This window comes from Rhizobium moroccans, assembly GCF_057559155.1.
On the sequence record NZ_JBHFJG010000009.1, the window covers coordinates 50,517 to 70,997 of the forward strand.

A 20,481-nucleotide genomic window follows, 5' to 3' on the forward strand; every position below is an offset into this window, starting at 1 on the left:
ATGATCAAACCGACACTTTCCATATCCAATCTCACCACATCGTTCCGCGTGAACGGCGAGTGGCAGAATGTCGTGCGCGACGTCAGTTTCGACATCGGCGAAAAGGAAACGGTCGCGGTCGTCGGGGAGTCCGGCTCGGGCAAGAGCGTGACGGCCATGTCGATCATGCGACTGCTCTCTCCGGCCAATTCCCGGGTTACCGGCAGGATCGAATTCGAGGGGAAAAACCTGCTCGACCTTCCGCTTGGCGATATGCAGTCCATTCGCGGCAACCGCATCGGCATGATCTTCCAAGAGCCGATGACGAGTCTTAATCCGGTGCTCAAGATCGGTCAGCAGATCACCGAGGTTCTCGTCCAGCACCGCGGCATGTCGGACGCGCAGGCAGAAGCCGAAGCCGTCAGGCTTCTGGAGAAGGTCCGCATCCCCTCGGCGAGGTCGCGCCTCAACGAATATCCGATGAGCTTCTCCGGAGGCATGCGCCAGCGTGTGGTGATCGCGATTGCGCTTGCCTGCGATCCGAAACTCCTGATCGCCGATGAACCGACGACGGCGCTGGACGTCACCATCCAGGCGCAGATTCTGGAATTGATCAAGACGCTGCAGGAGGAAGAGGGCATGTCTGTCCTCTTCATCACCCACGACATGGGTGTGGTTGCCGAAATTTCCGACCGGACCGTGGTGATGTATCGGGGAGAGGCGGTGGAAAGCGGAACGACCCGCGACATTTTCAAAGCCGCGAAACATCCCTATACGCGTGCGCTTCTGTCGGCAGTGCCCCAGCTCGGTTCCATGACGGGAACGGACCGGCCGCTTCGTTTTCCGCAGGTCGACATGGCGACGGGTGAAATCCAGCCGGTGCAGCAAACCGAGGACACGGTGAAGCTGAACGCCGGCCCGATCCTCAAGGTCGATGACTTGGTGACGCGCTTCAATGTCAAGAAGGGCTTCCTGCGCAAGACGGTGGGTCGCATTCATGCCGTGGAAGGCGTGTCACTCGAACTGCGGCAGGGTGAGACCTTGTCGCTCGTCGGCGAGTCCGGTTGCGGCAAATCCACGACCGGTCGTTCGATCATTCGTCTGACTGATCCGACCGCCGGCGAAATCCGCATTGACGGAAAGAATGTGCTCGGCGCCGGCAAATCCGAACTGGCCGACATACGCCGTGAGGCGCAGATGATCTTCCAGGACCCGTTCGAAAGCCTCAATCCGCGTATCCGCATCGGTGAGGCGATCGCCGAACCTATCATCGCACATGGGCTTGCAAACGCTGCCGAAGCGAAGGAACGTGTTGGGGAATTGCTCGAAAGGGTCGGTCTCTCGGCTTCGATGGCGAGCCGTTTCCCGCACGAGTTTTCAGGCGGGCAGCGCCAGCGCGTCTGCATCGCAAGAGCCCTGGCGCTCGAGCCGAAGCTGATTATCGCCGACGAATCCGTTTCCGCGCTCGACGTTTCCGTCAAGGCGCAGGTCATCAACCTGATGCTCGACCTGCAGGAGAAGTATGGACTCGGTTACCTGTTCATCTCCCATGACATGGCCGTCGTGGAACGGATCAGTCACCGGGTTGCGGTGATGTATCTCGGGGAGATCGTCGAGGTCGGGCCAAGGCGGGCCGTTTTCGAAAATCCGCAACACGAATATACGAAGCGCTTGATGGCGGCGGTGCCGATAGCCGATCCGTCGCGACGGCAGACGCGGCGAATTTCCAACGAGGAGATCAAGAGCCCGTTCCGTGCGGCCGACTATGTACCTTCGAAGCGCCTCTACCGGGAAGCCGGGGAAGGCCACTTCGTTCAGGTCGCATAGCAGGAGATCGCGTGATGATCGTCACCTTCGGTTCGCTCAATGTTGATCTCGTCTTTTCGCTCGAGGCCATGCCGCAGCCTGGCCAAACGCTACTGGCGAAGTGTTTGCGCACAGAAGCCGGCGGCAAAGGGGCAAACCAGGCGCTGGCGGCGGCGCGCGACGGAGCTGAAGTGGTGTTCGTTGGCGCTGTCGGTCGTGACCCGCTGGCGGAGATCGCAATTGCGAATCTTGCGACAGTCGCAGATGTCAAACGCGTAAGCCGCGTTTCGGAGCCGACTGGCTGCGCCTCGATTTTCATCGATGCGCAAGGCCGTAATCTCATTGCTGTCGCGGCCGGCGCCAATCTCGCAGCCTCTGCCGGGTCCGTCGACGATGATCTTTTGCACCGAGCCAATATCGTGCTCATGCAAATGGAGAACAATATTGGTGAGACGGAAAGACTCATTCGCCGCGTGCGGGATGCGGGAAAAATGTCGATCCTGAACCTTGCTCCCGCCACCGAGCTTGAGTTCGACCTGCTTTCGCTTTGCGATCTCATCATCGTCAACGACGATGAGGCTGTTGCCTTGGCTGGCTGGTTTGGATGTGAGCCTTCGGCAGAAGGAATCGCACACAGGTTGAACACGGGCGTGCTGCGAACGCTCGGCGAAGACGGGGCTGAAGCCGTCTTCAAGGGGGAGTTTGTCCGGGTCCCCGCCGTCAAAGTCGATGTCAAGGATACGACCGCGGCGGGAGACTGTTTCGTCGGTGTCCTCGCGGCATGTCTCGACCGGGGTCGGACTCTGAAAGAGGCAATGCAGCGTGCCGTTATCGCCGCGGGCATCGCCTGCTTGCGCGCCGGCAGTCAATCGAGCATTCCAACCAGGACCGAGACGGATAGCTTCACGTCGAGTCAATAACGCTACCGTGGTGAGTGGATCACACTGCCCGCGATGCGGAATGGACTTGTGACCACCGCGCCAGCCGTGTCGAACACGAAGGCACCGACATCGCCGGCGCCGGAGCGCGTGCTGTTTTCGAAGGTGGCAAGCTGCGCGCCGAATTTGGCGAGCGATGCATAACGATCGTGTCCCAGCCCATCGGATCCTTGGACGGACGTGATGTCGATTACCCGGAGCTTTTCTTTCAGGGCGACCTCCTCGATAAGGGGGTCGTCGATATCCAGACGTCCGACGCGGGCCCGCTCACCGGCGATCAGGCTGGAGGCCGTCAATGCACGATCGTCTTTCGAGACGAGGAGAGTGATCGGGGTCGCCATCTTGCCGATGTCCTTCAACTGCGATCGGAAGACATCCACGTCGATGTCGGGAGCGGCCAGGATGACGACCAGCTTTTGAAGGATATCGTCGCGGCGCTGGAGCTTGAGCTGGCGTGCCGCTTCCATGACCAGGAACCCGCCCATGCTATGTCCGAAGAGGATGATGCGTTTCGGGCTCCTGGAAGCGGCGAGCGATTTCACCAGGTCTGCGAGTTCGCTGCGCGAATACAAGGTCGCGTCGCGATCAGCGACGTATCCGGCGACCGCGGCAGCCGATGGCCAGGAAAACAGGATAGGCGTGCCCGGAAAATTGGCGTCCGCGGCTATCTGCGCTGTTCTGAATAAAGCCTCCTGATAGCTGTAGTTATAACCATGAACGAATATTCCGATCGAGCCGTCAAATCGTGCCGAGCGCGCCGCTGCCTGCACGAACGCGTCCTTCGGAAGTTGTTTGCGCCCGGTCACCACGAATTGGCGCTCCGGATTCGGTCTCGCCGACGGATAGGTGATGGTGGTGCCCTTCCTGTCGGGAGGCACCGAGAACTCGTACTGCTCGTATGTCAGGTTCTCCGCCCAGGTGCTTCCGTATCCCCCGGTTGTGGCGTCGCGATTCCTGTTGGTTGCGGTCAAGATGGTCACCTGATCCGAGGCGGCCTTATCCAGATGAACCGGACTGAGGACGCTCGACGAAGGTCTCGTGGCGCAGCCCGCCAGGAACATCATGGCGACGGCGATCACGATGTGAGTTTTTGTTTTCAAGAGCTCGGCGATCGTAAACATGGAGGCCTTTCTGCTTATGCCGCCGATTCAGTCAAAATTGGGAGCAGTTTAACAAAAGCAAGAGGTCTCCATTTCAGTCTCGCAGCCATTGCCGGTTGAAGTGTGAATGAGCTTGTCCACAACGACCTGCTGAAATGTTCATTTCCTGTTTACCGTTTTGCAACCCGAGGGTGTCCATGATGAACTTCCGTTGCGAACGGAGGCCCTAATGTTTCGAGTTGTCGATGTGTTTGGACGCAGCATGATCACCTTACCGTCGGGCTGGCAGCGGCAATCTGCGTTATGGGTAGTATAGCCTTCTTCCTGGCACTGGAACGCGCCCAGGAATGCCGTGCCGAACGCCGCGCCTCTTGGCTGGGTCTGAGCGGATTGGCCGGCGGCCTCGGCGTCTGGGGCACGCATTTTGTTGCGATGCTTGCCTATGATGGGGGCCTCTCAATCAGCTTTGCGTTCATGCCGACCGTTTTGTCCGCCGGGATAGCCATTCTGGGCTTCTGGGAAGCATGCACAGGGCTTCTTCTTTGGCCGTCCCGGTCTGGGGCCGGCTGTCGTCACTGGCAGGTCTCGACCGGGACAAGCAGCTTAAGGTTTTGCAAGTCTTGAACTCGGCCCAGACCTTAGCGGCGGACGGGTTGATCCAGGCGCGCGGGCTGCGGATTGAAGTGGATCAGCACGAGAGTACGTCATCTTCGTGGTTCATTCGGGCACCAGACCGAGATAGCTTTCCATCAGCGCGGGGTCATGCGAAAGCTCGGCAGCAGGCCCGGAGCGGCGAACTTCTCCCAGTTCGACCAGATAGCCGTGATCGGCGATTTCCAGAGCGGCGCGTGCGTTCTGCTCGACCAAGAGTATCGAGACGCCGGTTTTTCGCAGTTCTGAGACGATTTCGAGGATATCGATGACGATCTTCGGAGCAAGGCCCAGACTCGGCTCATCGAGAAGCAGGAGCCGCGGCCGGCTCATCAGGGCGCGGGCAAGTGCCAGCATCTGGCGTTCGCCGCCCGAAAGCGTGCCGGCGAGTTGTTTGCGCCTCTCGGCAAGCCTCGGAAAGCGCCCATAGACCTCCTCGCGTGTATCGGCCCGCTCTGCCGCAGAACGAAGGAAGCCGCCGAGATCGATATTGTCCTTCACCGACATGGTGGTAAAGAGTTCGCGCCGTTCCGGTACGAGGCACAGGCCGGCGGCGACACGGGCCTCCACCGATGGCGGTATCGGCTTGCCGTCGTAAAGAGCGGTCCCGCTGCTCGGGATCACGCCCATAACGGCATTCAGCAGCGTCGTTTTTCCCGCACCGTTTGCACCGATCACCGCCACGATGGTGCCGGGAGCCATGGTGAGCGAAATTCCATGGAGAACCGGCGCTCTGCCATAGGCGACGCGAATGTCCTTCAGTTCGAGAAGATTCATGCCGCCACCTCGCCAAGATATGCTGCGATGACGGCCGGGTGCTGCCGGACCTCCGCAGGTTTGCCCTCGGCGATCAGCGTGCCGAAATCAAGCACGACCAGATGGTCCACCAGACCCATGACGAACCCCATGTCGTGTTCGACGAGAAGCACACTGACGCCCTCTTCCTTGAGCTTCCTCAGAAGAGCGGAAAGTTCCTGCTTTTCGGCGTGCCGAAGGCCGGCAGCAGGTTCATCGAGCAACAGGATTGTCGGATCGAGGCAGAGAGCCCTAGCGATTTCAAGGATGCGGATCTGGCCAAGCGCCAGGTCGCCGGCGGGGCGGTGCATGTTGGCACCAAGGCCGACGCGCTCGAGTTGACGTGCCGCTTCGGCAAGAAGTGTTGCCTCTTCCTGCCTTTCCAGATGGAGAAAGCTCTTGAACACGCCCGCAGAACCGCGCAGGTGCGCGCCCAGTGTGACGTTTTCCAGAACCGACATCGTCGGAAGGATCTTCGCGTGCTGGAACGTCCGGGCAATGCCGTGTTTGGCAATGCGGCGCGGGCTCATGCCCGAAAGCTTCTCTCCGCCATAGAAAACGCTGCCGCTCGTCAGAGACAGCATTCCCGTGATGAGATTGAATGTCGTGCTCTTGCCCGCGCCGTTCGGTCCAATCAGACCGGCGATCTGGCCAGCCTTAATCTCGAAACTGACGTCGTTCACGGCGACCAGTCCACCGAACGCCTTTCTGGCCATGTCGATGCGCAACAACGGGGTGCCGACCGCAGGCATGGTGCGTCGCGGCAGCGAACCTGCCGCCGCAGGCTGGCGGGTCGGTCGCTTCGCAGCGAATTTCAGCACAAGGGGCCACAGGCCGTCTCGTGCGAACTGGAGGATTGTGACGAGCAGCGCGCCGAAGACGATCATCTCGAAATTGATCGAGGAGCCGATGAGATCCGGCAGGAAGCGCTGCAGGAGATCCTTGAGGATCAGGACGACCCCTGCACCGAAGATAGCGCCCCAGACATGGCCCGCCCCTCCAACCACAGCCATCAGCAGATATTCGATGCCCATGTTGAGACCGAATGGCGTGGGATTCACCGAGCGCTGCATGTGAGCGTAAAGCCAGCCGGAAAGCGCGGCGACAATGCCGGCCAGGATGAAGACTGTGAGTTTGGCGCGAACGATGTCGACGCCAAAGGCTTCCGCCACCTGGCCGCCGCCGCGTAACGCCCGAATGCCGCGACCAACACGGGAATCGAGCAGGTTGCGGGCGCCGATTGCCGTCGCAATGACAAAAAACCAGATAACATAGTAGATCGACTGGCCACTGAGGAAGCGGTGGCCGGCGAGTTCCAGCGGAGGGATGCCGGAGATGCCGTCGTAGCGGCCGACCAGTTCGACCTGGCCGAAGAGATAATAGAGGGCAAGTCCCCAGGCGATCGTGCCGAGCGGTAGGAAATGGCCGGAGAGCCGTACGGTGATCAGCCCGAGCGGCAGCGCCGTGGCGGCGCCGGCGATCAGCGAAAGCGGCAAGGTCGCCCAAGGAGAAAACCCATAGGCCGTCGTCAGCACGGCGGTCGTATAGGCTCCGAAGCCGCAGAAGGCCGCCTGTCCGAAAGAGGTCATGCCGCCGACGCCAGTCAACAGCACCAGTCCGATCGCCACCAGCGAGGCGAGGCCGATATTGTTGAGGAGTGTGATCCAGAAGGGCGGCACCGGCAATAGGGGTACCAGCGCAAGAACGACGATGGCGATCGCGCCGGGCAGGGTGTGCTTGAGATCTGCCGTCATCACTCACTCCTCCTCATGCAGGCCGGCGCCGAGCGACAGCCAGATCAATACGGGGATGATCAGCCCGAACACGATGATCTCCTTGAAGCTGCTGGCGAAGAACGACGTGAAGGATTCGACCATGCCAACGCCGATTGCAGCGATGGCGGTGACGGGGAAGCTCGCGAGACCGCCGATGATGGCGGCCACGAACCCCTTCAACCCAATCAGGAAACCCGTGTCGTAGTAGATCGTTGTGATCGGCCCGATCAGCACGCCCGAGACTGCGCCGATCGTTGCCGCCAATAAGAATGCCGTCACGCCCGTGAATTGCGTCGGTACGCCAACGAGCCGTGCACCGAGCCGATTGACCGCGGTTGCGCGGAGTGCCTTGCCGAGCAGTGTTTTCTCGAAGAAGAGATAGAGGCCGACGATGATCGCGATCGTCGCGCCATAGATCCACAGGCTTTGGGCGGAAACAAGCAAGGGGCCCACCGCAAAACTGCCGGCGGAAAGGGGACGGGCGCGTAATCCTTCGGCGCCGAAGAAGACCAGGCCCAGTCCCATCATCGCCAGATGGACACCGACAGAGGCGATCAGCAGTACCAGCACGGAAGCATCCGCAAGCGGACGATAGGCGATGCGATAGACGTAAAACCCCATGGGGGCAATGATGGCGACAGTCAGGAGAGCTTTGACCAGGGACGGAAGCGCGAGGGGAGCGATGCCAAGCGTTACGGCGTAGATCGCGGCAGGCAGCGCGAGATTGAAGAGGACGCTCCACAAGATTGCAGCAGTGCTTGTCCCGCGTCGCATCGTCCAGAGGTCGACCAAAAAGGCAAGTAGACCGAAGCATATAAGCAGCGACGCAGTCGCCGGCACGCGGCCACCGTCGAGGAGAGCAAGGGTCAGCGCTCCATAAGCGACGAACTCGCCTTGCGGAATGAAGATGACCCGGGTCACCGAAAAGACGAGCACCAGGGCTAGCCCCAAGAGCGCATAGACTGCGCCATTGGTGAGGCCGTCCTGGATCAGGAAGGTCGCGATCGTTGCATCCAATGATAGTCCCTCGCCTTGCTGGTGGCTTCAATCAGGTCCCGCATCCGGAATTCCGGTTCCCAGGCGCCTTGCTTTGGTACCCCTTACTCGATCAGCTCAAACTTCCCATCCTTGGCCGTCAGCAGCACCACGGCGCGTTCGTCAAGGCCGAGATGATCGTCTGCCTTGTATTCGAAGACGCCCTGGCTGGCCGGGAAGGGACCGCCGGTTTCGATCGCATCGCGAAGCGTATTGCGGAATTCCGATGTGCCGGGCTTGGCCTTTTCGAGTGCCACCGGTATCGCCTTCTTCAGGATCGCCATGGCATCATGAATGTGAGCCCCGAACTGCGTCCGCGTGCCCGCACCAAACTTGGCTTCATATGTTGTCACGTAGTCCATGCCGTCCTTCTTGGTTTCGGCGGTATCGGGCTGTGCCTCGGCAACCATCACCGGTCCGGAAGCAAACACGGTATTGTCGGCCGATGCGCCAGCGATCCTGAGGAAGTCGAAGGTCACCGCGCCATGGGTCTGATAGATGGTGCCTATGAAACCCCGCTCGCGAAGGCCAATCTGCGGCAGTGCTGCGCCCGTGCCGGATGCGCCGATGAGGACGGCGTCAGGCCGGGCGGCCACGATTTTGAGTACCTGTCCGGAAACGGACGTGTCGGGACGCGCGTATCGCTCGTCGGCGACCATTTCGAGGCCATATTCGGCGCCGATCGCCTTATACTGGTTGACCCACAGGTCGCCATAGGAGTCGGAAAAGCCGATATAGCCGAAGGTCTTTGCCCCGTCGGCCCTCATCTTTGCAAAAAGCGTCCTAGCGATAAGGCCCGCGTCCTGCGGCAAGACAAAGGTCCATTTCCCCTTGGAAATGTTTGGCGGGACGGGTGAAGCCGAGAAATGCGGGGTGCTGGCCTCGGCGGCCACACCCGCGACCGCAATGGATGCGGGCGTGAGTGCCGATCCGACGATCACGTCCACCTTATCGTCATTGACGAAGCGCCGGGCATTGGTCGTGGCGATCGACGGATCGCCGGCGTCATCCAGCACGATCACCTTCAACTTCTCGCCGGCTATCTCGGAGGGCCAGAGCTCGACCGAGTTCTTCAGCGGAATGCCGAGCGCCGCCCCCGATCCCGTCGACGAGACCGTGACGCCGATCGTCACATCGGCGAGCGTCGGGTTCCCAAAGGACAAGGCAAGCGCGCCGGCCGTCCAAATAGCAATGTATTTCGCCATGTTCTTCCTCCCTTTAAGCCCGAAAAGGGCTAGCCTTCCGTCACCGATCAGATTGCGGCGCATGCATATTGTTTGAGCGCCGCCGAGATGCCGGGCGACCGCACTAAAGCTGTAATCGCGTTGCGGGCATTTCCGCTCCGTCGATGGTGGATGCCCGGTATCGCGATTGCCATCTCCTCCTCCGTGGTCCCGGGGTTGAGCGCCTGTATGGCCTCCAACTGCGCATGGCCTGCAAGAAATCGAAAGTTCCGGCGGCCTGTCCTGCGAAGAGACACATGTTTCGTCACCGCGGCTGCATGCGCATGGCGCCATCGAGCCGAATGACCTCGCCATTTGCGTATTGGTTCTCGATGAGGAAGCGGACCGCATCGGCGTACTCGGCTGGATCGCCGAGCCGCGCTGGATACGGAACGGCGGCGGCAAGGCTTTCCTGCGTTTCCTGCGGCAACGTGTGGAGCAGCGGGGTCATGAAAATACCGGGTGCCACAGTGTTCACCCGAATACCGAAGCGAGCGACTTCCCGGGCGACCGGCAGAGCCAGCGAAACGATGCCGCCCTTCGCAGCTGCATAGGCCGCCTGACCGACTTGTCCCTCGAAAGCGGCGATCGATGCGGTGTTGACGATTACGCCGCGTGTCTTGTCTTCCCTCTCGGAAGCTTGGGCGATGCGTGCGATGGCAAGCCGCATCATGTTGAATGTGCCGATGAGATTGATCCGGATCACCTTTTCGAAATCGGCAAGTGGTAGCGGCCCCTCTCGACCGAGCACCCGACCTGCTGTAGCCACGCCTGCGCAATTGACGAGGATGCGCAGTCCGTCGCCGGCCGAAGCCGCGCGGTCGAGCGCTTCTTCGGCATCCGCCTCGCTGATGACGTCACCGGCAAGCGCCACGCCGCCGATGCCGCGCGCCACCTTTTCGGCCGCTTCGCCATTGCGGTCGAAGACATGTACGATTGCTCCGCGAGCTGCCAGCATGCGAGCGGTCGCCTCACCGAGGCCGGAACCGCCGCCGGTCACCAATGCACTCGATCCTTCGATTCTCATGCTGCGAGCTCCTTGCCGGCGTAGATGACATCGGGCGTATCCGAATAGAGCGCCTCGACCAGTTCCCTTCGATGCGCGAGCACTGCACGCTGGTTCAGAGAGCCCTTGTCGGTGATCTCGCCCTTTTCGAAGCGCGGTGGCTCCTTCATCAGCAGCATGCGCATCACGCGGGTGGCCGAACCGCTCGCCTTTCGCTGATGGTCTGCAAGTCTTGCGGCAAGCTCTGCGCGTACACTTGGGTGGACAAGCACAGCTTCGTCGTCCAAATCTGCATCGGGTGGAACGAGCTCGCGCAGTGCGGGCATAAAGGGGACCGCCAAGGCCCCCAGTTCCGCTCTGTTCTCACCTGTGATGACCATATCACGGATCAATCCGCCGAATTGGTTGACGAGCTGCGCGCGCAAAACCCCAACAGCGACCCATGTCCCCGTATTCAGTTTAAAGTTCTCCGCGGTCCGGCCGTCAAAATAGAAGCCCTTGGTCGGATCGCCGGGGGCGGCGAACTTCAACGCGTCGCCTATTCGATAGAAGCCCTCCTGGTCGAAGGCCTCGGCGGTCAGCTTCGGATTGCGCCAGTAGCCTGGCGTCACATTGGGGCCTTTCAGCCGCAGCTCATACTTGCCGTCGATGGGCACAAGCTTCATCGTGACACCCTGGGCTGGGATGCCAACGTTGCCGGGGCCCTGCTGCGGATCGGTGCAGAAGATCGCAAAGGGGGAAGTTTCCGTTGAACCGAGGCCCGTGCCGAGCGGCACGCGATGGCCAAGCGTCGTCTCGGCGAGCGTGTTCAGCGCGTCCCAGGTATGCTGTGCCATGCCGGCACCGGCATACATCAGCATCTTCAGGTCTCGGAAGAAGGTGCGGCGCAGCGCCTCGTCCTCGCGCATCGCCCGCACGAGCATCTCGTAGCCGGCAGGTACGTTGAAATACCAGGTTGGCGAGACCTCCTTGAGATTTGCGACGGTTTCGCCGATCAGTGCCGGTGTTGGCTTGCCCCTGTCGATATAGAAAGTGCCGCCGTTGTAGATGACGAGATTGAATACCTTGTTGCCGCTTGCGGTATGATTCCAGGGTGCCCAATCGACGATCACCGGCGGCTCGCTGCGCAGGTACGAATAGCAGTCGGCGACCATTTCCTGGTTGGAGCACAGCATCCGCTGTGTCTGGATCACTGCCTTCGGCGACCCGGTTGTACCGGAGGTGAAGAGGAACTTTGCGATCGTATTGGGACCGACGGCCTCGAAGGCCGCATCGACAGACGGGCCTGCACCCGCCTGAAGGAGGCTATCGAACCGCACGGCATTGCGACGGTCAGGGACGGGATTGCGCGCCGAGACGAACGGAATGTCAGGGCCGAAGGCCGCATCGACCGCCTCGACGAAAGCCATTCCGTCATCGGCGAAGACGAGGCCTGGGGTAATCTGCCGGGCGATATCCTTAAGCTTGTCGAAGTTGGTGGAGAGCGTGCAGTAGGCGGGCGAAAGCGCTGCCGAAGGAATGCCGACATGCTGGGCGGCAAGCGCCATCAGCGCGTGTTCTATGGAATTGTCGGACAGGATGGCCAGGGGGCTTTCGAGCGAAAGACCGAAGTCGAGGAGGGACTGCCCGATCCGTCGTATCCGGTCCAGGGCCTCGCCATAGCTGATCTTGCGCCAACCTCCATCCTCCCTGCGCTCCGCCATCCACGGGCGGTCGGGAGCCACCGAGGCCCAATGGACAAGACGCTCGTTGAGCTTGGCGGGATAGGGCTTGAGCGGATCCTTGCGCCAGATGAGTACGGTGCCATCCTGGCGGGTCTCCCATTCGAGAACCGGCGCCCACAATTCGACGTCTCGTACAGCCTTCCCCGTCATGACTCCTCCCAGACGTCAATCGCGAGAATTCGAACTTTGAGCCGCAACAGCTCCTCCTGAAATTTGTTTACAAGGAAACAATCTCCCTGTAAACAATCAAGTTGACAGGCGACGAGGAGAGCCTGACGTAACGGGAGATCATCGGGCATGGCGGCAGACGGCGCGGAAGGTTTCGTCACCTATGAGTTGAGGGGCGACATCGCGCATATCGGCCTTAATCGCACCGCAAAGCGCAATGCAATCAACGACCGTTTCGTCGAGATGATTGCCGAAGCCGCCGCGCGGGCGGAGCGTGAGGCAAAGGCCGTGGTGATCTTCGGCCATGGCGAGCACTTCTGCGCTGGGCTCGACCTTGCCGAGCACGTGAAAAAGTCGCCGATGGAAGGCGTGCGCGGCTCCCGCCGCTGGCATGCGGTTTTTTCCGGTATCGAGCATGGCGCCATCCCCTGGATATCCGCATTGCACGGTGCGGTCATCGGTGGCGGGCTGGAGCTTGCCGCCTCGACTCATATTCGCGTTGCCGATCGATCGGCTTTCTTTGCACTTCCAGAAGGCCAGCGCGGTATTTTCGTCGGCGGTGGCGGATCGGTCCGTGTGGCACGTCTGACCGGGGTCGCCCGCATGACGGACATGATGCTGACGGGAAGGGTGGTTTCCGCCGACGAGGCAGAGCAATGGAATCTCGCGCAATATATCGTGGATCCCGGCGAGGCGCGGGAAAAGGCACATAGTTTGGCGGAAGCTGCGGCAAGCAACGCCGAGATTTCCAACTACGCGGTCATCAACGCGTTGCCGCGGATCCAGGACATGGCCAAGGAGGATGGCCTGTTCGTCGAATCTTTCATTGCCTCCTTCACGGCGACCAGTCCGCAGGCGGAGGAGCGACTGCGGGCCTTCCTCGAAAAGCGCGTGGCGCGGGTCAAGGCGCCGGGCTCAGCCTGAGGATAATTCCATGGATATGACCGTCCGCACCAAGGAGGAAGTGGCTCTCGGCCGGCTGGAAGATGCGCCAGGCTTCCTGCTTCGCATGGCTCAGCTCAAGGTTTACGAACAGTTTTTCGATCAGGTAGGAGATCATCGCATAAAGCCTGGGGAATTTTCCGTCCTTTGGGTCATCTCCTGCAATCCAGGCATCCGCCAGAGTCTGCTCGGCCAGCGGCTGATGATCAAGCGCGCGCACATGACCAAGCTCATCCGAGCGCTGGAGGAGCAGGAGTTGGTATCCCGGCGTATTCCCGACGCGGATCGCCGTGCCGTGGAGCTATCCCTGACGACCAAGGGGCGGGCGGCGGTCGAGGCGGCCTCGCAATGGTTCTTCGCTTACGAGCAATCGCTTGGGGCAAATCTTTCGGCGAGTGAGCGCGAGCGGCTCATCGGGCTCTTGAAGAAATTCATCGGCATCAAGGCAACTGGCCTATGAACCTCCACGAACTGGTAGCGATCGATATCCACACCCATGCCGAGGAGCCCTGCTGCGGGCCACGCGATGACGGCTATGACGACTTCCAGGCCGGCATGGCGACGTATTTCAAAAATCCGGCGGGTCACAAAGGCATGCTGCCAACGGTCGAAGAGACAGCAGCCTATTACCGCGAACGCAAGATCGGCTGCGTCATCTTCCCCGTGGATGCCGAACGCGAAACCGGGTTTCGTCGCTACGAGAACGAGGAGGTGGCCAGGATCGCCGCCGAAAACCGCGACATCATGATCCCCTTCGCCTCGATCGACCCCGCCAAGGGCAAGGTAGGTGCGCGCGAGGCTCGGCGCCTAGTGAGAGAGTTCGGTGTCAAAGGGTTTAAATTCCATCCCACCATGCAGGGTTTTTTTCCGAATGACCGGATGGCTTATCCGCTTTATGAAGCCATTGCGGAGGAAGGCGCCATCTCGCTCTTCCATACCGGGCAGACGGGGGTGGGTGCAGGGCTGCGGGGCGGCATGGGCATGCGGCTCAAGTTTTCCAATCCCATCCATCTCGACGACGTGGCGGTCGATTTCCCCGACATGCCCATCATCCTGGCTCATCCATCCTTTCCATGGCAGGAAGAGGCGCTCTCGGTCGCTACTCACAAGCCCAACGTCTATATCGATATGTCCGGCTGGTCGCCGAAATACTTTCCGCCGATCCTTGTCCAGTATGCCAACACGATTCTGAAGAAGAAGATGCTGTTCGGCTCGGATTGGCCGGCCATCACTCCGGATCGTTGGCTCGCAGATTTCGAAAAGATCGATATCCGCGACGAGGTCCGTCCTTTGATACTCAAGGAGAATGCGCGCGCACTGCTGAAGCTATAAGCAAGCTTCGCGGCAACCGGGCAGCCTTTGGCTTGCTTGTGCCCATACGACTAACGGCGGGGAAGGTGATGTCCTTCAGCAGGACGCGCGGAAGCGATGCGACCGGGCATAGTTTGCCGTATCTGCAGGACACTTTCAGGCCGACTGCCTGAGTTGTAGCTCGGCCTTGAGAAGAATCCGCCCCGTCATGAGTTCTCCCTGAGGGAGATTGTCAATCTCGCCGAGCTTATGGAGCAACAACTCGATCGCCAGCCGTCCGATCTCGTTGTAGTTCTGCCCAACGGTGGTTATCGGCGGGCAGGCATAGCGAGCAAGCGGGTGGTCGTCGTGGCCGGCGACGCGGAGATCGCAAGCGGCGCCGTGGCCTATCTTGAGACCGGCTTGATAGGCAGCGGCGATTACGCCGAAGGCGACACGATCATTGGCGCAAAGCACCGTGCGGGTCGGAAAGCCGCCGTCTTTCAGGATTCGTTGCGTCTGCTCGAAGCCGAACCGCTCGAAATCCCACGACTTCTGTTCATCAAGATCGATGGTGACCGGTTCCAGGTTGAGCTGGGCCATGGAGTCCAGATAGGCCTGCTTGCGTGTGCGGGCGTTCATGTTGACCGTCGGCATCCCGAAATAGCAGGGCCGCTCGCCTGAACGGCACAGGTAATCGACGATCAATTGGAAGCTCTGCCTGTTGTCGGTGCCGACGAAATAGGAGGTTCCGTCCAGCGGCGAGTCCACATAGACGAGCGGGATGCTTTCTCCGAGTGCGGCCAGCCGATCCTTGTGAGAATCGACGCCTAGTGGAGCGATGATCGCGCCGGCGACATTCATGGACTTGAACGTCTCGATGGCGCGATCCTCCATCTCGGGTTTGCCATCAGAGGACAGGACGAAGGCCAGGAAACCGGCTTCATTGGCGATCAGTTCTATGCGGCGCGTGAGCGCCATATAGAAAGGGTCGGTGGAATTCGGGATAATGATGCCGAGGATATTGGTGCGCCGGCGGTTAAGATTGACGGCGAAGATATTCGGGCGGAAGCCGGATTGCTTGATAGCGACTTCGATCAGGTCGCGGGTCTTGCCCCGTACCGATTTCGGGTCGTTGAAATACTTCGAGATCGTCGGTCGCGACAGACCGACGAATTCGGCGAAGTCTTCCATCGTCCTGATTGGCTTTTCCAAATCGCGTTCCCCCAAAACTTGAACCTCAATTCCGTTGGAAAGCCCGCGCCTGTCAAGCGAAACGCGGGCCGACGGATCCGGTCGGTCAGGCGCGGCACGCCTCGAAATAATCCTCGAGCACGAGGTCGATCGCGCCGAGGATGAGCCCCTTGGCGGTCGGCGCGATCTTTCCGGCGCGAACGCCGGGATAAAGCGCGCCGAGATGCTGGCTGATCATCGTCTCCGGGATGGGAATTTCGCCAAGGACCGACAGCAAGGCCGAGACGGCCTCTGAGATCCGAGCTTCCGGCCAATAATAGCGGATACGGTCGCTATAGGAGTAATGCCGCTGCAGATGCTGTTCGGCGGGGCTTCCGTGATAGTACTTGTTCCAGTTGCCCGGGTTTTCGACCATGACCGCTTCGGCGACCGCCATCAGCGTGGATCGGCGGCTTTCCGGCATGAGGAAAGCGGCGATCTGGTCAAGACCGTAGAGCGCCTCGCGAAGGGCGAAGGTCAGGCCGGGCCCGACCTTGAGAATGGCGAAACCATCGGTAACGAGTGCCTTCAGGGCCGCTCGGGTCTGGTAATCGGTGGAATGGGCTTCAAAGACGAGGTTCGGCAGTTTTTTAAGGCATGCGCTGAGCGATTTCGCCTGTTCGGGGTTGTAGGCGATGACATTGTGATTACCGAACTCGACCCCCGGCTGGACGACGGCGCCGACGACGCGATCGAAGGCCGATCCCACACCGGCTCTTTCGAAGGCCTCCGCATGAACCTTGACCGTCTCGATGGCAGCTTCGGGCCTGGTCACTTCCAGGACCTCCAGTTCCTCCATCGCGCCGCCGGGGATAGGCACTTCGGTTCCGACGATATAGACAGGCCTCGTGGTCGTCGTATTCCCGATCTCGTCCTCGGCAGCGGCGGCAAGCCGGGCAGCGCGTTCCGCCGTGATCTCGTCGGGAAGTGCCACCGGTTCGCCGGCGCATCCCATGCTGGTGTCGAGGTGGAGTTTCGTGAAGCCTGCCTTTGCATAGGCGCGGATCATGACGTCCGCCCTGTCCATGGCCTCGGCAGCGGATAAGGACTTCCAGGGATTGGGTCCTAGATGGTCGCCTCCGAGGATCACCCGGTCCATGGCAAAGCCGGTCTTCGCCGCGATCTCGCTTACGAAGCGATGGAAATGCGCGGGCGTCATTCCTGTATAGCCGCCGTCCTGGTTCACCTGATTGCAGGTCGCCTCGATGAGAAGCGGCGAGCCTGCCTTGGCCGCATGCAGCATGGCGGCCTCGATCACGAAGGGATGTGCCGAGCATATGGACGGTATGCCGCGGAAACCGGCGGAGCGGTTGCGCCAGGTCGCAATGTCGAGGAGATGGTTCTGCTGCATAATGACTTGGTTCTCTTAAGCTTGAAGGAATGCTTGGAGTTCGGCGCGCGTGGATGCGCCCTCCATCGGTCCTGTTTTGGTGACGGCGAGCGCGCCGGCGGCGTTCGCATAGCGAAGCGCCTCTTCCGGCCTCGCGCCCTCGAGCCAGAAGGTGACGAAGGTGGCGCCGAAGCAGTCGCCCGCCCCGGTGGGGTCCACTTCCTCGACGGGGATGCTCGCAAGCCGCACCGTGCTTTCGGCGTCATGATAGGTCGCACCGGCAGCTCCCTGCTTCAGTACGATCGCCTTGATGCCCTTGCCCAGAAGCTCCTTGATTGCGGCATCCTCGGTCTTCGCCTCGCTGAACAGGAAGAGTTCCTCGCCGCTCGGCAGGAAGATGTCCGTTTCGGCGATCACCGTCTGCAGCGCTTCTCGCATACCCGGACTGTTGAGGATCTCGGGGCGGAGATTTGGATCGAAGGAGACCGTCCCGCCTTTCTTCTTGATGGAGTGGAGCGCGCAAAGCACTGTGTCGATGACGCTTGGCGCGTAAAGCGAGGTGCCCATCACATGCAGGTGGCCGGCCTCGTCGATCAGCTGCGCCGCCGCATCGGTGATCTCTATCCTGCCGCAGGCGCTATGGCGGATGTTGAAGACGAAGGCGCGGCTGCCATCCTGCCGGTAACGGACGAAGGCACTGCCGGTCGTGCCGTCCGGATCGACGGCAATGCCGGTGATGTCCACGCCATCGGCCGTGAGCCGATCGAGATTGACGTGGCCGAAGTCGTCATCTCCGACGGCCGAGATGATCGCGCAAGGGTGCCCGAGCTTGCCGACCTGGTCGACGAAGATTGCCGGCGCGCCGGAAGGGAAGGGGCCGATCAGGGGCGTGGCCGAACGGAAGCCGTTGCCGCGCTCGGTGGCGATGATCTCGACGAGGATTTCGCCGATGGTCAGTATCTTGGTCATTGTCTGTCGCCTACTGCCTTGCGCGTTTTGCGCGAACGTCCAGCCAGACGGCGACGAGGATCACGAGGCCCTTGACGATCAACTGGTAGAAATACGGGACCGACAGCATGTTCATGCCGTTGTTCATGACGCCGATGATCAGCGCGCCGATGAGCGTGCCCACCATGGTGCCGACGCCGCCGGCAAGGCTGGTGCCGCCGAGTACGGCAGCGGCGATCGCATCGAGCTCGTAGCTCATGCCGGCATTCGTCTGCGCCGAGTAGAGGCGGGAGGAAAGCAGGACGCCGCTGACGGCGGCCATGAGGCCGGAAATCATGAAGATGGTGATCTTCAACCGGTCCACCTTGATGCCGGAATAAAGTGCCGCCTCCCGGTTGCCGCCGGTGAGATAGGCCCGCCGCCCGAACGTCGTCTTGCCGAGCAGGATCTGGTTGGCGATGAAGAGAAGGACGACGATCCAGATGATGATCGGCAGGCCGAGGAAGCTTTCGGTGCCGATCGCCGTCCAGGTCTCGTCCATGATCATTGCCGGCGCGCCATTCGTGGGCAAGCTGACCAGGCCGCGATAGATACCCATGGTCGCGACCGTGACGATGAAGGACGGCAAAAGCAGTTTGGCGGTCAGCACGCCATTGATCAGGCCCATGAAGGCACCGGCAAGCAGCGTCAGGACAAGCGCCGGCGCAAAGCCCATGCCGAAGGCGAAGCATTGCGCTCCCACCATGCCGGCAACGGCGATGATCGAACCGATCGACAGGTCGATCTCGCCGAGCAGGATCACCCATGTCATGCCGAAGGCAGCGATCGCGATGACCGCGACCTGCTGCAGCACGTTCATGAAGTTTGCGACCGACATGAAACGGGGGTTCATGACCGAGAAGATCACGCAGAGGATGATGAGGGAGAGGAAGATGCCGCCATACTGCTTGAAAATCTTCAGCAGCATCGCGTTGGATGCCGTGTTCGGGTTCATGCTGTCAAACCTGTCGCAAGGGCCATGATCTTTTCGGGATTGAGGTCACCACCCGCGGCGATGCCGGAAAGTCTGCCTTCGTGCATGACCGCGATGCGGTCGCTCATTCCGAGCACTTCGGGCAGTTCCGACGAGACGAGGAGGATGGCCGTTCCCTCCGCCGCCAGCTGGCGGATGATTTTGTAGATTTCGAACTTGGCGCCGACGTCGACGCCTCGGGTGGGCTCGTCGAGGATCAGCACCTTGGGCCGGGTGAGCAGCCACTTGGCCAGCACGATCTTCTGTTGATTGCCGCCGGAAAGCGCCCCGGCCGGCGTGTCGAGCGAACCGGTCTTGATGGCAAGCCTGGCAACTTCGGAAACGGCAGCCTGCCGCTCGGCGCGGCGCCGCAGGAAGCCGAGTTTCGAGGCGAAATCCTTCAGCGCCACCATGGAGATGTTGTTTTCCACGCTGTGGCTGAGGACGAGCCCCTCTTCCTTGCGGTTCTCCGTCACGAAGCCGAAGCCGCTTTCGATTGCCTTCACCGGTGAATCGAGGACGATGGGCTTACCGTTCAGACGCACAGTGCCTGCCGCTTGGCGCATGCCGAAAAGCGCATTCATGATTTCGGAGCGGCCGGAACCGATCAGGCCGAAAAATCCGAGGATTTCTCCCGGGCGGACCTCGAAGGAAACCTCCTCGAATTCATCATCGCGATGGAAGTTCTCAACGGACAGAATGGGCGCAGTCGCCATGTCGGGCGCGGCCGAGATGCGGGGAGGGTAGATTTCCTCCATCTTGCGTCCGACCATCAGGGAGATGAGCTCGTCGATCGTCACGTCGTCGCGCTCTCTTGTGGCGATGTATTCTCCGTCGCGCATGACGGTGATGTCGTCGCTCAGCCGCATGATCTCCTCCATGCGGTGAGAGATGTAGATGACGGCTGCGCCGCGCTTTTTCAGGCGCGCGATGATCTCGAACAGGATCTCCGCCTCGCTGTCGCTCAACGAAGACGTCGGCTCATCGAGGATGACGATCTTGGCTTCGATGCTGAGCCCCTTGGCGATTTCGACCAACTGCCGCTGGGCGATCGAAAGATCGCCGACCTTGGCTTCCACCGAGATAGGCAGCCCGAGCTCGCGGACGATTTCGGCAGCTCTGCCGTTGAGCTTACGGTCGTTGATGAAACCGGCCGTCGCCGGTTCGCGGGTCGCCAGTATGTTCTCGGCGACCGTCATGTTGTTGCAGAGGCTGAGTTCCTGGAAGACGATCGTCAGCCCGAAAGCGGCGGCGTCCTGCGGGTTTGCCGGATGATACGGCTTGCCTTCGAAGCTGATGCTGCCTTCCGTCGGCTGGTAGATGCCGGCCAGGATCTTCATCAGAGTCGACTTGCCGGCGCCGTTTTCTCCAAGCAGCGTGTGAACACGCCCCCGGCGCACGTCGAGATGCATGTTCTTGAGCGCCGCGACGGGGCCGAAGGTCTTGGAGATGTCGGTGATCTTGAGAATGGTATCGGCGGTGGGCGCAGCCATTGCGGCCTCCTTCTCATTCCTCGCCGGGGGGGG

Annotated in this window: 17 protein-coding genes and 1 pseudogene; 6 read left to right on the plus strand and 12 right to left on the minus strand. The window is 60.9% G+C overall.

The features are described 5' to 3' along the window. Nucleotides 1-1,806: an ABC transporter ATP-binding protein gene (locus ACE04I_RS06495; protein WP_487206781.1), complete on the plus strand. Its 1,806-nt coding sequence runs from the start codon at nucleotides 1-3 to the stop codon at nucleotides 1,804-1,806. A 14-nt stretch (nucleotides 1,807-1,820) separates the two neighbouring features. Then, complete coding sequence (locus tag ACE04I_RS06500) at nucleotides 1,821-2,705, plus strand: ribokinase (RefSeq protein ID WP_487206782.1); 885 nt, start codon at nucleotides 1,821-1,823, stop codon at nucleotides 2,703-2,705. Between the two features lie 2 nt (nucleotides 2,706-2,707). Here the strand turns inward: ACE04I_RS06500 and ACE04I_RS06505 are convergent, their stop codons facing one another. Next, nucleotides 2,708-3,787, minus strand: a complete 1,080-nt coding sequence (locus ACE04I_RS06505) for an alpha/beta hydrolase (protein WP_487206854.1) — start codon at nucleotides 3,785-3,787, stop codon at nucleotides 2,708-2,710. Between the two features lie 339 nt (nucleotides 3,788-4,126). On the opposite strand from ACE04I_RS06505, the gene ACE04I_RS06510 reads away from it, so the two are divergent. Continuing rightward, the gene (locus ACE04I_RS06510; RefSeq protein WP_046796483.1) at nucleotides 4,127-4,447 is read left to right on the plus strand and encodes an MHYT domain-containing protein; all 321 of its coding nucleotides are present in this window, start codon (nucleotides 4,127-4,129) and stop codon (nucleotides 4,445-4,447) included. A gap of 321 nt (nucleotides 4,448-4,768) precedes the next feature. Here the strand turns inward: ACE04I_RS06510 and ACE04I_RS06515 are convergent. The 6 genes and pseudogenes from ACE04I_RS06515 to ACE04I_RS06540 all read right to left on the minus strand — a co-directional run. Next, nucleotides 4,769-5,251, minus strand: a pseudogene (locus ACE04I_RS06515) (ABC transporter ATP-binding protein); the annotation flags it as partial. Further along, nucleotides 5,248-7,023, minus strand: coding sequence for a branched-chain amino acid ABC transporter ATP-binding protein/permease (locus tag ACE04I_RS06520; RefSeq protein WP_046796485.1), 1,776 nt, complete (start codon nucleotides 7,021-7,023; stop codon nucleotides 5,248-5,250). The gene ACE04I_RS06520 and the pseudogene ACE04I_RS06515, both read right to left, overlap by 4 nt. Nucleotides 7,024-7,026: 3 nt before the next feature. Continuing rightward, a complete protein-coding gene (locus ACE04I_RS06525; RefSeq protein WP_046796486.1) occupies nucleotides 7,027-8,061 on the minus strand; it encodes a branched-chain amino acid ABC transporter permease in 1,035 nt (344 codons plus the stop codon). Nucleotides 8,062-8,144: 83 nt separating this feature from the next. Further along, entirely contained in the window at nucleotides 8,145-9,284 is a 1,140-nt protein-coding gene (locus ACE04I_RS06530; protein ID WP_046796487.1) for an ABC transporter substrate-binding protein, read from the minus strand. Between the two features lie 283 nt (nucleotides 9,285-9,567). Further along, on the minus strand, nucleotides 9,568-10,329 hold the full coding sequence (locus ACE04I_RS06535; RefSeq protein ID WP_046796488.1) for an SDR family NAD(P)-dependent oxidoreductase: 762 nt from the start codon (nucleotides 10,327-10,329) through the stop codon (nucleotides 9,568-9,570). Next, complete coding sequence (locus tag ACE04I_RS06540) at nucleotides 10,326-12,182, minus strand: feruloyl-CoA synthase (protein ID WP_046796489.1); 1,857 nt, start codon at nucleotides 12,180-12,182, stop codon at nucleotides 10,326-10,328. The genes ACE04I_RS06535 and ACE04I_RS06540 overlap by 4 nt, the downstream gene beginning before the upstream one ends. A 147-nt stretch (nucleotides 12,183-12,329) precedes the next feature. On the opposite strand from ACE04I_RS06540, the gene ACE04I_RS06545 reads away from it, so the two are divergent. Genes ACE04I_RS06545 through ACE04I_RS06555 form a run of 3 tightly spaced genes read left to right on the plus strand, consistent with a single transcriptional unit; the run spans nucleotide 12,330 to nucleotide 14,474 of the window. Next, nucleotides 12,330-13,124 carry a crotonase/enoyl-CoA hydratase family protein gene (locus ACE04I_RS06545; protein ID WP_046796490.1) on the plus strand — a complete coding sequence of 265 codons (795 nt, stop codon included), beginning with the start codon at nucleotides 12,330-12,332 and terminating at the stop codon, nucleotides 13,122-13,124. A 10-nt stretch (nucleotides 13,125-13,134) separates the two neighbouring features. After that, a complete protein-coding gene (locus ACE04I_RS06550; RefSeq protein ID WP_046796491.1) occupies nucleotides 13,135-13,602 on the plus strand; it encodes a MarR family winged helix-turn-helix transcriptional regulator in 468 nt (155 codons plus the stop codon). Next, a complete protein-coding gene (locus ACE04I_RS06555; RefSeq protein WP_046796492.1) occupies nucleotides 13,599-14,474 on the plus strand; it encodes an amidohydrolase family protein in 876 nt (291 codons plus the stop codon). Before ACE04I_RS06550 ends, ACE04I_RS06555 begins: the two co-directional genes overlap by 4 nt. 135 nt (nucleotides 14,475-14,609) lie before the next feature. On the opposite strand, the gene ACE04I_RS06560 is transcribed toward ACE04I_RS06555, so the two are convergent. From ACE04I_RS06560 to ACE04I_RS06580, 5 genes are all read right to left on the minus strand, one after another. Further along, nucleotides 14,610-15,626, minus strand: coding sequence for a LacI family DNA-binding transcriptional regulator (locus ACE04I_RS06560; RefSeq protein WP_046796493.1), 1,017 nt, complete (start codon nucleotides 15,624-15,626; stop codon nucleotides 14,610-14,612). Nucleotides 15,627-15,732: 106 nt separating this feature from the next. Further along, nucleotides 15,733-17,016: a D-tagatose-bisphosphate aldolase, class II, non-catalytic subunit gene (locus tag ACE04I_RS06565; RefSeq protein ID WP_046796494.1), complete on the minus strand. Its 1,284-nt coding sequence runs from the start codon at nucleotides 17,014-17,016 to the stop codon at nucleotides 15,733-15,735. Between the two features lie 15 nt (nucleotides 17,017-17,031). Further along, nucleotides 17,032-17,964 (minus strand): tagatose kinase, encoded by a 933-nt coding sequence (locus tag ACE04I_RS06570; RefSeq protein ID WP_046796495.1) that lies wholly within the window; start codon nucleotides 17,962-17,964, stop codon nucleotides 17,032-17,034. Between the two features lie 10 nt (nucleotides 17,965-17,974). Beyond that, nucleotides 17,975-18,937 carry an ABC transporter permease gene (locus ACE04I_RS06575; RefSeq protein WP_046796496.1) on the minus strand — a complete coding sequence of 321 codons (963 nt, stop codon included), beginning with the start codon at nucleotides 18,935-18,937 and terminating at the stop codon, nucleotides 17,975-17,977. Continuing rightward, complete coding sequence (locus tag ACE04I_RS06580; protein WP_046796497.1) at nucleotides 18,934-20,448, minus strand: sugar ABC transporter ATP-binding protein; 1,515 nt, start codon at nucleotides 20,446-20,448, stop codon at nucleotides 18,934-18,936. Before ACE04I_RS06580 ends, ACE04I_RS06575 begins: the two co-directional genes overlap by 4 nt. Nucleotides 20,449-20,481: the final 33 nt, after the last annotated feature.